The sequence below is a fragment of the Bacteroides sp. AF39-11AC genome, from assembly GCF_003474285.1.
Lineage (GTDB): Bacteria > Bacteroidota > Bacteroidia > Bacteroidales > Bacteroidaceae > Bacteroides.
The window spans coordinates 231,384-243,791 of the sequence record NZ_QROH01000009.1 but is presented as its reverse complement, the minus strand read 5'-3'; the positions used below and the strand labels follow the sequence as shown (position 1 = coordinate 243,791).

The 12,408-nt window shown below is 41.3% G+C and carries 9 protein-coding genes; 7 read left to right on the top strand and 2 right to left on the bottom strand.

Features of this window, described 5'->3' with window-relative positions; translation table 11 throughout:
• Positions 1-333: 333 nt before the first annotated feature.
• Entirely contained in the window at positions 334-1,935 is a 1,602-nt protein-coding gene (locus DW036_RS20230) for a sensor histidine kinase KdpD (RefSeq protein ID WP_118465979.1), read from the top strand.
• A gap of 42 nt (positions 1,936-1,977) precedes the next feature.
• Entirely contained in the window at positions 1,978-2,835 is an 858-nt protein-coding gene (locus tag DW036_RS20225; protein ID WP_118465978.1) for an MBL fold metallo-hydrolase, read from the top strand.
• Here DW036_RS20225 and DW036_RS20220 read toward each other — a convergent pair.
• Positions 2,828-3,007 carry a hypothetical protein gene (locus tag DW036_RS20220; protein ID WP_061437652.1) on the bottom strand — a complete coding sequence of 60 codons (180 nt, stop codon included), beginning with the start codon at positions 3,005-3,007 and terminating at the stop codon, positions 2,828-2,830. The two genes, DW036_RS20225 and DW036_RS20220, sit on opposite strands and share 8 nt — an antisense overlap.
• A 25-nt stretch (positions 3,008-3,032) precedes the next feature.
• Entirely contained in the window at positions 3,033-3,719 is a 687-nt protein-coding gene (locus DW036_RS20215; protein WP_029327839.1) for a hypothetical protein, read from the bottom strand.
• Positions 3,720-4,110: 391 nt separating this feature from the next.
• On the opposite strand from DW036_RS20215, the gene DW036_RS20210 reads away from it, so the two are divergent.
• From DW036_RS20210 to DW036_RS20190, 5 genes are read left to right on the top strand one after another with little or no spacing between them, the layout of a single operon-like run.
• Positions 4,111-5,307: a hypothetical protein gene (locus DW036_RS20210; RefSeq protein ID WP_118420865.1), complete on the top strand. Its 1,197-nt coding sequence runs from the start codon at positions 4,111-4,113 to the stop codon at positions 5,305-5,307.
• Positions 5,308-5,319: 12 nt separating this feature from the next.
• Complete coding sequence (locus DW036_RS20205) at positions 5,320-5,871, top strand: hypothetical protein (protein ID WP_118420866.1); 552 nt, start codon at positions 5,320-5,322, stop codon at positions 5,869-5,871.
• Positions 5,855-9,517, top strand: a complete 3,663-nt coding sequence (locus DW036_RS20200; RefSeq protein WP_118465977.1) for an ATP-binding protein — start codon at positions 5,855-5,857, stop codon at positions 9,515-9,517. Before DW036_RS20205 ends, DW036_RS20200 begins: the two co-directional genes overlap by 17 nt.
• Positions 9,514-10,383 carry a hypothetical protein gene (locus tag DW036_RS20195; RefSeq protein ID WP_118465976.1) on the top strand — a complete coding sequence of 290 codons (870 nt, stop codon included), beginning with the start codon at positions 9,514-9,516 and terminating at the stop codon, positions 10,381-10,383. The genes DW036_RS20200 and DW036_RS20195 overlap by 4 nt, the downstream gene beginning before the upstream one ends.
• Positions 10,384-10,431: 48 nt before the next feature.
• Positions 10,432-12,180, top strand: coding sequence for an SWIM zinc finger domain-containing protein (locus tag DW036_RS20190; protein WP_118466002.1), 1,749 nt, complete (start codon positions 10,432-10,434; stop codon positions 12,178-12,180).
• Positions 12,181-12,408 lie beyond the last annotated feature (228 nt).

The window sequence follows — 12,408 nt, the reverse complement described above, 5'->3', positions numbered from 1 at the left end:
TATATTACGTAGGGCGATGCCCTACGCTATATAATGCAAGCCTTTCAGGCTTAAAATTCAGCCCGCTAACTTATCATTTAGCTCATTATTTTTCCGTAATGAATTAATTCTGCCAACGGACTAAAGTTGTATTTCTTGATAAATTAACTTGTAAAATAAATTAGATTTTATGCTTCTTGTTTTGTTCGAAAAGAAGAAAAAAGGTGATAGTTAAGTACATAGAAAACCTTTTTTATTCTTTTAAAAGTTTGTATATTAGCGCCTTGAAGATACTCGAAAATGTATTTTATTTTTGTTTTTAAGTGTCTCTAACCCTAAGGTGTAAAAAGCAATATGATCGAAAAGAACAAGAGTTTAAGTGTATTTCTCCTTCATTTCTTAGAGCGTTTAAATGGATGTGAATCCATTGAAAAGAAAATCACGGAATCATTGACGGATATTTGTACTTTTTATAAGTTTAAAAAAGGATTTGTCTATCAGACCGATGGTTTTCGCTATTTCTTCCTGAAAGAAACCATTGGAAATGAAGACCATTCTCTGAAGCTTCGCTTTGAGATGAGTGAAATGACCAAAATACATTCCGATCGTATGAAGGTCAAGAACCGTCCTTTTTATGCCAATAGAAACTATGAAAATTCCTTAGTTGATATTGACGTTCTTGATTTTCATAAAACGGACTCCTTGCTGGTCCGTCAATTTGAAGATAGTGAAGGAAAGATTATCGGGTTTATAGGATTTGCGGATAGGGAGAATACAACTCCTTTCACGGATGAGGAATTGCAAACCATTCATCTATTGCTGGGCTCGCTTTCCAAAGAAATAGCCGTTCGTGAGTATAAAGAACGGGAAGTGCGGGCAAGCAACACGCTGGGTAGCATCATGAACAATATGGGAGTCGACATTTATGTGAACTCTTTTGAATCTCATGATATGTTGTATGCCAATGCGTCTATGGCGGCTCCGTATGGTGGCATTAAGCATTTTGAAGGAAAGAAGTGCTGGCAGGCCCTTTATACTGATAAAACGGGCGAATGTGAGTTTTGTCCTAAAAGACATCTGATTGACGAAAACGGTCTACCTACTAAAGTTTACTCCTGGGATTACCAACGCCCGTTCGATCAATGTTGGTTTCGTGTATTTAGTGCGGCATTTCCTTGGATAGACGGCCAGATGGCACATGTCATTACTAGCGTTGATATCGACCATCAGAAAAAGATAGAAGAGGAATTAAGGATAGCCAAGGATAAGGCCGAAAATTTGGATCGCTTGAAGTCCGCCTTTCTGGCTAACATGAGTCATGAGATTCGTACTCCGTTGAATTCCATTGTCGGTTTCGCAAGTATGCTTGTTGAGGAGGAAGATAAAGAAGAGCGTCAGGGCTATATTGAAATAATGCAAGAGAACACGGAATTGCTCTTACAATTGATATCTGACATTCTGGATTTATCCAAGATAGAGGCGGGAACGCTCGATTTCAACATGGGATATTTGAATATCAGGGACTTCTGTGAAGATATATTGCGTGGTTATGAAATCAAGGAAGATAAACCTGTACCGGTTGTACTGGCTTCCGGTCTGCCCGATTATCGTATCTATACGGATAAGAAACGTCTGATGCAGGTCATCACCAATTTTATAAATAATGCTCTGAAATTCACCAGTAAGGGGCAGATCACTCTGGAGTACCATTTTAAAGAGGGTGCCAATGAAATAGAGTTCTCGGTTACGGATACGGGTATCGGCATCGCACCGGATGCGGTGGGTCAGGTTTTCGACCGATTTGTGAAACTGAACACATTCTCCAAGGGCACCGGCTTAGGGCTGTCCATCTGCCGGAGTATCGTGGAGCACCTTGGTGGCACGATTGGTGCCGAATCGGAAGTAGGAGTCGGGAGTCGTTTCTGGTTTACGCATCCTTGCGCGGAATCGGCCTGATTATGTAGTAGTCTATTATATATGAACTAAATTTATAAGCTAATGAGAAACAAAACGTGGAAGTATCTGGTTGTTACATCTGCAATATTCGTGTTATCAGCTTGTGGCGGAGGCACAAAAAAGCAAGTAAATGAGGATATTAGTATGGATAGTGTAAATGGGGTGTGCGATGGCCTGAAGACATTGCAACTGGATAAAGTGAAAGTTACCTGGATACAGGATAATGCGAAAGAGCGCCTGATGGAAAGAACGCTTTTTGCAGATGCTGATGATAGTCTGATAGAGAGTTTGAAACTACAAGGCGGAATACCTTCGTCCATAAGTGCTTTTCTGGTAGAAACGGGTGGAATCCGAATTCTGTTCGATACGGGCATGGGAGCGCCGGATAGCCGTCTGCTATCGGGTTTGGCTTCTTTGGGAGTTACCCCTTCCGATATTAAATATTTGTATCTTACCCATTTCCATGGCGATCACATCGGTGGAATGATGAAAGGGGATAGTGTTGTGTTTCCTGATGTTGAAGTATATGCATCGAAAGTGGAATATGATGCCTGGCTCAAGATGCCTGCCGACAGGAATGCGCAAGTGTTGAAAACGATGAATGCTTATAAAGACCGTTTGCATTTGTTTGAGTTCGGAGAAACATTGCCGGGTAATGTCGTTGCGATGAATGCTGAGGGACATACTCCCGGGCATACCGTGTTCCAGGCGAACAAATTGTTGGTGATTGCCGATCTTATCCATGGAGCCGCTCTTCAGTTAGAGCATCCCGAAATCTGCGCTACGTATGATATGGATAGGGAGAAGGCGGTGAAATCACGTAAGTATTTCCTTCAATATGCCAAAGACAATGGTTTGACGATGGCAGGTATGCATTTGCCGGCTCCGGCATTCAAATAGTATTTTCCAAATTGGTATTAACAGGGGGTGTTTCTTCACCCTCTTTTGATTTTTCCAAAGTTTTCGGACGCTTCATAGGCGAGGGCTTCTTTCCGTATTTACGTTCTTTTTCCCAAGCGGCTTTCCGGGCTTGGTATGCTTCGTATTGTTTTTCTAAATAATTGTCGGCCATGGTGTAATCGTTTAAAATAAAATGTTTATCGTTGGGTAGGCAATGAGAACTCTTGCCAGTCGTACTCCTGTCCGTTTTCATCGGCTACGGCAACGCGTATGATGACTTCTCCCGTCTTTATCCGTTCTCCGGCATTGATGCTGGCGGTATATTTCACACCTTCATGAGGCTTAATCTGCTCTATCATGACCGAGGGTGAAATATAGATACGCTTCATGCCCGTGATTTCGGCCACTACCGGTACTACGTTGAAAGCTGTTCTGTTTCCTTCGTTTATGATTTCGAAGATCACTTTACAATTTTCGCCTGAGTTGATTGTGTGGTCGCGATTGGCGTCAATGAAACGTATATTATGTATTCTCAGATTTTCGATAGCTGATGAATATTGGGGTTGGGGTCTGGAAGGTTGAGTCCTTTCTACCCGGTAGCTATATTCTTCTGTCTGCTTGGGGGCGGTAGCGGCATTTGCGATGGCTGCTCCGGCGATGGTTCCGACGATGGTACCAATGGCGGAACCCCGGTAGCCACCTCTCCATCCCCTGTTGCTTTCGCCAATGAGGCCTCCGATGGCGCCTCCCACATTTCCTCCGATGGATGCTCCGGCCAACACCGCGCCCGGGTCACCTGCCGCCATACGATTAGTGCTACATCCGCTACATAGCATGGCTAATGCTAATATTCCTATGAAATACGTAGTAATTCGTTTCTTCATATCTGAATCCTTTAACACCTGCTTGATAACCGTTGATTTGCCTATCTGACGAGTACCCATTACGACTTGAATGAACTTTCGCTGTTCTTTAAGCCGATTCATAATTACTTGATATTCTGATCTTTTATACATAGGGTTACATTTTACTCAGTGCACTAAGTATTTTTACTCAATACAAAGATAACAAATATATTAAATTAATAATCATGTGTTTACGAAGAAAATCCGATTTTTGCAATTAGACAAGTGTTCTGTAATACCTATGTGATCAGCGCAACTTGTGAGAACCAGATAGTTGGAAAGGTGAATTTATTGAATAAAAGTTCTTTAGAATATTGTGGAATTAGAGGATATAGTATATTTTTACGAGAAATAAAATGTAAGATTGACTATGAGTACTTTTCGTTCCATAGAAGAATTAGTGAAGAGTCTTGAACGCGAGAAAGAACTACTGAAAGAAATGTTTGCCAAACGGAAGTCGCTTTCGTTTCGTTATGATTATGCGCTTGAGATGACAGAGTATAAAGAAGAGCGTGTTCGTTATCTGATTGATTACGGTGTAATACGTGACACGGGTGACTTTCTTGAAATGGAAGATCTTTATCTGAAGTTCTTTGAAGACGTGTTGGAAGTGAATGAGGAAATTAATGTATCTTTTGTACAGGATTATCTTACACGCCTCAATGAAAATATAGATTATTATCTGAAAGAGAATAATGAAAAGCGCAAGTACAATTATCAGCGTGAAGTGAAACGCTGTCTGAAAAACATTGCTCTTACCACTGTCCGCAATGTAATGGACCTGAAAAGGAACATGGATAATACTTACAAGAATGAACCCAACTACCAAATAAAAAAAGCGAAGTTGATGAGATTAAGCGAAAAGCTCAAGAACATCTCTTTGCTAATAACTAAAAGTGAGGAGCTGATTGATAACCAGCAACCGGTCTTTTTCCGCATAGCCATGGATGTGCAAATGCGGAATGTGGTGAGCGATGTCAAACTGCAATTGAACGATTCTTATCATAACCTGCTCGAAATTCACCGGCAGATTGTCCATTACCTGAACTTGATAGACTATCAGAACCGTATCTTTGAGAAAATAAGGAAGCTGAAGTATCTGAAAGACCAGTTCCTATTGGAAGAGAACACGACTATTCGACAAGTGGTTTCGCAACGTCATCCGTTATGGATGGAACCTCAGACAAACTACCGCATAAAGTTATCAATAGATTATCTGCGAACTTCGGATGAGGCTTTCCAAGCCGTCAGGAAGTTGGTGGCACAGCAAAAGAACAGGAAGCACGGTCCGAAAAATCTGGCTGAGGCTATCCCGGAAGGATATCTGGATAATCAGTCGCAACGGATTGACGCGATAAACTTGCGGGAAGTGTACAATGCTTTTACGGCATCCGGGATGCATCTGTTTGGTTTCGTGATGAACTATCGTTTTCGCAAAGAAGTATCCCGGGGAGATAAACTGATTTATTTTTGTCAGTTGGCTTCCCAATATGCTGATGAACTCAATTTTATGGAAAGCTATGAGTGCTCGGGCGATGTGGAATATCCTTTGATTTACGTCAAATAAAACTTTTTGAACATGAAATATACCGAAGAGATTTTCAATATACTTAGTAAAGGAGGGTTTATTTCCTCTAACAGTATTTCTACTCAGGTGAAGCGTTACTATGATGCTATTGAAGAAGAATTGCCCGATTATTATGAATATTATCGGGGAATCGGACTTTATCTGGAAGGGGGAGACGGTTACTACCATTTTACGCGTAAAGAGGCGAAAGTAGATTTGGAGCGTAAATTGGAAGCTACCTTGAAATGGATTGATTATATGAGTTTCTTGAAAACCTATCATTCGGCTTTCGGTCCCGGATTCCTGTTTCGCGCTGCTGATATTGAAATTCAGATCGGTTGTGATATGGAGCTGAAGGAGAAAGCTTCTAAACTGTTCTCCGACAAAAAGAAACATGAGGAAGTAGTGGCTAAATTGATTAATGAACTGGAAAAGATGGGATTCATAGAAAAGGAAAATGAAGTGGACGGGACATATAAAGTGCTGACTGCTTTCCATTATATGGAAGAATTGATTGATTGTATCACTATATCGGAGGAGGTGCAAGATGAGATACCTGAATAAGATTGTTTTTCTGAACAGTGCCCATATTCCTTATGCAGAGGTGAAACTGGATGGCAATGTACATTTCATTGGTACGCAGGGAGTGGGGAAGAGTACATTGCTCCGTGCTTTGCTATTTTTCTACAATGCCGATAAACTTAAGCTCGGCATCCCCAAGGAGAAGAAGAGTTTTGACACGTTCTACTTCCCATATTCTAATTCTTACATCGTCTATGAGGTGATGCGTGAGAATGGAGCCTACTGTGTAGTGGCTGCCAAGTCGCAAGGAAGAGTGGCTTTCCGTTTTGTAGATGCTTCGTTTGAGAGGGATTGGTTTATCAATGAACATAATGAGGTGTATCCGGAGTGGGGGCGTATCCGTGAACGCATCGGTGGAAAACGCCAGATTACCTCGCAAATCACCGTTTACGAGATGTATCGTGATATTATCTTCGGCAACAACCGTAAGCAGGACATGACTCCTTACCGGAAATTCGCCATCGTGGAAAGTGCCAAGTACCAGAATATTCCGCGTACCATACAGAATGTCTTCCTCAACTCTAAGCTGGATGCCGATTTTATAAAAGATACCATTATCCGTTCCATGACTGATGAAGAGGTTTTTGTTGACTTGAGTTTTTATCGAAGCCAGATAAAAGAGTTTGAGCAGGAATATAATGACGTGATGCTCTGGTTTACCAAAAACAAGAATGGTGAGATTCCCGTGCGGAAGATAGCGGATAAAGTGATAAATTCGTATCGTGACTTGATTTATTCCCACAAACAGATAGATGAGGAACGTGCTGAGTTGAACTATGCAGAGAAACGGGCGTTGCAGGAAATCCCTCATATCAGAGAGAAGATAAACAAAACAGAGACTGAACGTGAACGGGCTATTCGGTTGATTGATGAATTGAGAGAGAAATATAATAAGGAAAGAGATACTCTCATTAGTGGTATGGGCGGTATTGAAACGCAGTTGAAACAGGTGCGTGAGAAACGGCTGTATTATGAACAAATCAATATAGAGGAAATCATAAAGCGGGTGGCACAGGAGGAATTGCAAAACGGAGAACTGGCACGCATTTCGACAATGAAGGAAGAACTGACACGGGCCTATCAGGATGTGTTGTCTAAATACGGCTCGTTGTTTAAGAATTTGGATGCTGATTTGAGTTTGTTCGAAAACAGCAGACAGGCTCAGATTCTTGAAAAAAGATCATCTGTTGCCGGACGTCAGGAGAAAGCTATGGCGCAGTCTCGTTCCGAAGAGGATAAAGTGCGAACGGCATCTGAGGAAAAGCTGCAAATGGTGGAGCAACGATTGGCACAACTGCGTGGCGAGGAGATGCAGATGAAATTGAGGCAGCAGAAAGCGCTTCATGAAGAACACTATAAGAAAGAAATCTCAGATTGTGAAGCTGGCATTGATGAATTGCGCAGAAGGGATAAGGAACTGGATTTGCAGATACGCCGGCAGCAAATGGATATTGGTCAACAGAGGAATGAATGTGAGCTAAAACGCAAAGAACTGGAGATGGCGGCTCAGAGGAGTATGGATGTAGTACGTAGGGAAAAGGCGGATGTTGAAGAACAGTTGCGGGTACTAGATGCATTGATAGAGAAGCGGAAAGGTTCTTTTTGCGATTGGTTGGAACAGCATAATCCCGGCTGGCAAGAAACGATAGGTAAAGTGGCGGATGAGGAGTCAGTGCTATACAATCATGAATTGAATCCCCGTTTGGCGGATGATGCTGGAACTCTGTTCGGTGTTTCATTGAACTTGTCGGCCATTGACCGGAGCATACGTACTCCCGAAGAGATAAAACAGGAACGGGCAGCGAAGCAGGTAGTTTATCAGGATTATTGCAATCAACTGACACGGTTGGCGGAGGAATTGAGTGAAAATATAAGTCGCCTGGAGAAGAAGTATTCCAAACAAATTAGGGAGATGGTAGAGCAACAGCATCTGCTGGAAGCTGAGCGAGGGCAAATTCCTTATAAGCTAAAGAATCTGCGAGCGGATCATGCCATTTGGAAAACGAAGGAAGAAGAGTGGAAAAAAGTACGGATGGAAGAATTTCAGACTGGTCTGAATGAAATAGCCCATCGGTTCTATCTGGTGGATGAAGAGAAAAAGAAATATCTGCTGGAGCGTGAGAAACAGTTGAAGGCTTGTCAGAAGAGCTATAAAGATACCAAAATAGAGCTTCAGCTTGAACTGGACCGTTATGTTGACGAGGTTCAGCGGGAGATTGATCGTCATAAGCAATTGATTGAAGAACAGAAGAGAGAACTCCGGCAGGCACAGGATGCTGAACTGAACGGCAAGGGAGCTGATATGGCAACCATTCGTAAATATGATGAGAGATTGGCGGAGATCAGGGAAGAGCTGAAGTATATCAGCGAGCATCGCAATCAGGTAGCTTATTATGAAAAGGATAAGCAAGAACTCTTTGATAAAGAATCTGCCATGCGTAGTCGGAAGAAAGAATATGAGGCCAAACTTTCGGCTTTGGATGAGCGGTTTGCATTGCGACGGGAGAAACTGCAAAACGGACTGAAAGAAATAAATAGTGCTTTGGAAAAGCTAAAGTTGGAATTGCAGATATTAGAAAGCGGATTAACGGAAGCAGATGCTTTTTTGAATGATGAAACTTTTTGTCCGGCCGGAGCGATGGAAGTAGGAGAGAAATCTACCAGAAAAAACTGTGATACTCTTGTGAAGGAACTTAAGTCGCTCATAGTCTCTTTTATCAGAAAGACGGAAGATTTCAAGAAAGCCGTGATGCAATTCAAAGGTTATTTTTCTGCGAAGAATACATTCCATTTCCGTACAGAACTGATTGGCGAACAGGATTACTATGACTTTGCTTCGAACTTATGCGAATTTGTAGATAATGATAAAATTTCTGATTATCAGAAGCATATCAGTGGACGATACACTGATATTATCCGGCGTATATCGAAGGAGGTGGGAGACTTGACCCGAAATGAGAGTGAGATTCGTAAAACCATTGGTGATATCAACGATGATTTTATAGAGCGGAACTTTGCCGGGGTGATAAAGGAAATATCCCTCCGTCCCTTGCCAAGCAGTGACAAACTGATGCAGTTGCTACTGGAGATAAAGAAATTCAGTGATGATAACCAACATAATATGGGAGAGGCGGATTTATTTTCGCAGGCTTCCCGTGAAGATGTTAATGCGACGGCGGTGCGTTATTTGTTGTCTTTCATGAAGCATTTATTGGACGATCCGGGCAGAAAACAATTAGTTTTGGCGGACACTTTTAAACTGGAGTTTCGGGTTAAGGAGAATGATAATGATACGGGATGGGTGGAAAAGATTGCCAACGTAGGTTCTGATGGGACGGATATTCTGGTGAAGGCTATGGTAAATATTATGCTTATCAATGTGTTCAAAGAAAAGGCATCCCGTAAATTCGGTGACTTCAAGATACACTGCATGATGGATGAGATAGGCAAATTGCATCCCAACAATGTGAAAGGAATTCTGGACTTTGCCAATTGCCGAAATATCCTGTTGGTGAACAGTTCGCCTACTACATATAATGTGGAGAATTATAAATATACTTATTTATTGAATAAAGATGGGCATTCTAATACGCAGGTGGTGCCTTTGCTAAAATATAGTAAGGCATGAGAAATGGAAAAGGATATATTATTACTGTGGCTGCGGCACGTAAAGTTGCACGGATGTTGAACGGTGAATCTGTGGGTTATTCTTCGTTTCCTGCATCATTGGCAGAAGAACTATTGGCAGAAGGTGTTTTGGTGCAAAGTTCTTATGGAAGGCGTGGCAGTTATCGGATATGTGATGTGGAAGGATGTCGCACTTTTTTAGCCCAACGTTATTCCATAAGCGGGAGTTTGGAGGAGTGGATTGAGATGATGTCTCGTCAGGAAGCAGTGTCGCGTGCGGAGCAGGTGGCTATGGCAGGCAATTCTAAAGTTCGGAAAACTCGTGGGTTTAAGGGGTTTCTTGTCAACAGTTATGTTCCGATAGAAGCAAGCTTGTGTGAAGAGCCTTTTGTGATTTATCCGGCGGAAGGTACTTCTGTATTTATAGAAGATTATGAGCACTTTCGAATTCCCGATGATGTGGTTGTGATAGGAATGGAAAATGGAGAGAATTTTCAGCGGATTCGTGGGCAACAATACTTATTTGGGGGCTTGAAAGTTCTTTTTGTATCCCGTTACCCTCAATCAACGGATTTGCGTACTTGGTTGCAGATGATTCCTAATCGTTATATCCATTTTGGTGACTTTGACTTGGCGGGGATTGAGATCTATCAAAGAGAGTTTTACGTTTTTCTGAGAGAACGCTCTGAGTTTTTTATTCCGGCAGATGTAGAGGAACGGCTGAAGAATGGTAACCGTAGGCTTTATGACATGCAGTATGCCCGGTATAAATTTATGGATATTATGGATGAACGCTTGTTGCCTCTTGTTGAGATGATCCATAGATATGGGAAGGGGTATGAACAAGAGGGATATATAATCGGGTAACGAGAGATGGCTGATTTTGATAATAACAATAACTGGAATCAATATTTTATGATAACAATATCTAATTTTGAAAAGTATGTTCTTCCTCAGATTTTGATGCGTGGTGAAGACTATTATGAATCTGATGCTGTGTTGGAAATAGAAGAGGAATCTCCGGGTGAATGGATTGCAACGGTTTGCGGTACGGAGAATTATGAGGTAACTGTATCGATGGAAGGGAATGAGATTATTGCTTGGGAGTGTGATTGTCCTTACGATGGAAACATTTGTAAACATGTGGTGGCTACGCTTCTGGCAATTCGTGACAGTCGAGGCAAAGCCGGTCGTTTCTTGTCAGCTAAGGAAGCAAATACACAGTTGGGGTTGTTGGGAAAGAATATGCCCCAAACTGTGAAGGATAAAGAAGTAGAACAAATCCTTTTGTTTGCGGAATCGGACAAGTTATCCGATTTTATTCAGAAATACGCTTCTTCACATTCTGATTTTAAGTCCGCTTTGTTAGAGACTTTTTTACCAAAGAGACCGGCGAAAAAGGTGGATTATCGAAATGAAATAGAGAGTTGCTTTCATTCTTCATATAGAAAGTACTTTAAGAAAGGACGATATTATGAACCTGAGTTAGACTGGAATGAGGTATCTGATAAAGTAGATGGATATTTGGCTAAAGCCACTCTGTTGTTTCAACGGGAGGCTTTAGAAGAGGTGGCGACAATTGCTCTTCAAGTACTTCGCTCTATAGGGGGGAATTATATTGACGAAGACTTTCTATATAATGATGGTGATATTGATTTTGGTATCACTTGTGGAGATGCCGGAGATTTATTACTCAAAGTAGTTCAGCATTCGGGTGCATCACAGGCATTGAAAAAGAATGTATTGAATGAAATTATCCAAATATCCAAACTGGCAACATATCGTGAATATGAAATTTTCGATATGGATGAATTGGTGCAACAGATTATGCTTTCAGTGCAATCTAAAGAGGAGGCTTTGTTGAGTGTGAATCAGCTTATAAAGGAGAGGGCAGAACGTTGGGACCTCTATAAGTTAGTGCTTCGGAAAATAGAAATATTGAAAGAATTGGGTAAGACAACTGAGGTTGAAGCCACTATATCTGAATTTCTTTATTTACCTGAAATAAGACGACAGGAAGTTGAAAAGCTACTGGATGAGAAATGTTATGAGAAGGCTATCAGTATGCTGAATGAAGGAATAGTGATAGCTGAAAGAGGAGGAAATCTTGGCACATTAAGAGAATGGCAGGAACAGTTGCTTTCCATTTATGAAGAAGTGCATAATGTCGCCAAGGTCATTGAAATGTGCCGGTTATTGTTTATTCATACGAATGGAAGTTTGGATTATTACCATAAGCTTAAGTCGTTGATATCTTCCACGGATTGGAAGGAGTATTTGAGCACATTGATGCAAGAAACGACTTTCTACGATTACTGGGGGAGTGGAAATAATAAAGCAGATATTTATATAGAAGAAAAAGAGTATGATAAATTATTTAGCTTTTTGTCTGCTGTGAAATACAGGCGTTTAGACGCTTTAGTGCAGTATGCTTCCCATCTGAATGCCACCCATTCTTCTCAAATACTTTCTTTGTTTACGGATGATCTTCGTGTTTATGCGGAGAAAAATTTGGGACGGAATCATTATGAGTATATAGCCAGGGTGTTACGGGGTATGCGGAAATTGAATGGCGGGAAGGAGGCTGTGAAACAATTGGTGGAAGAATTCAGGGTTTTGTATAAACGTCGTCCGGCGATGATGCAGGAATTGGGGGAGTTCTAGCCATATCTTATTTACCTGTTATCTTTTATTCGAACTTGTCGGAAATGAAAGCAGACTATCTACTAAACGACAGTCTGCTTTATCTTCTTTATAGAGTCTTCATTTGGTATTTGTTCCTGCTCTAACCGAAAATTGTTTTCTTGCCGCAAGAAACGATATAGATTATACTCTTCCAAAGTTTATTGAGGTAATGTTTGCAATAAAGCCGGTATTCCCTCTTTTACTAAG

Coding starts and splice junctions, on each gene's coding strand:
- DW036_RS20215 (WP_029327839.1), bottom strand. CDS start 3,719: ATGAAGAAACGAATTACTACGTATTTCATAGGAATATTAGCATTAGCC.
- DW036_RS20220 (WP_061437652.1), bottom strand. CDS start 3,007: ATGGCCGACAATTATTTAGAAAAACAATACGAAGCATACCAAGCCCGG.
- DW036_RS20230 (WP_118465979.1), top strand. CDS start 334: ATGATCGAAAAGAACAAGAGTTTAAGTGTATTTCTCCTTCATTTCTTA.
- DW036_RS20190 (WP_118466002.1), top strand. CDS start 10,432: ATGATAACAATATCTAATTTTGAAAAGTATGTTCTTCCTCAGATTTTG.
- DW036_RS20210 (WP_118420865.1), top strand. CDS start 4,111: ATGAGTACTTTTCGTTCCATAGAAGAATTAGTGAAGAGTCTTGAACGC.
- DW036_RS20205 (WP_118420866.1), top strand. CDS start 5,320: ATGAAATATACCGAAGAGATTTTCAATATACTTAGTAAAGGAGGGTTT.
- DW036_RS20200 (WP_118465977.1), top strand. CDS start 5,855: ATGAGATACCTGAATAAGATTGTTTTTCTGAACAGTGCCCATATTCCT.
- DW036_RS20195 (WP_118465976.1), top strand. CDS start 9,514: ATGAGAAATGGAAAAGGATATATTATTACTGTGGCTGCGGCACGTAAA.
- DW036_RS20225 (WP_118465978.1), top strand. CDS start 1,978: ATGAGAAACAAAACGTGGAAGTATCTGGTTGTTACATCTGCAATATTC.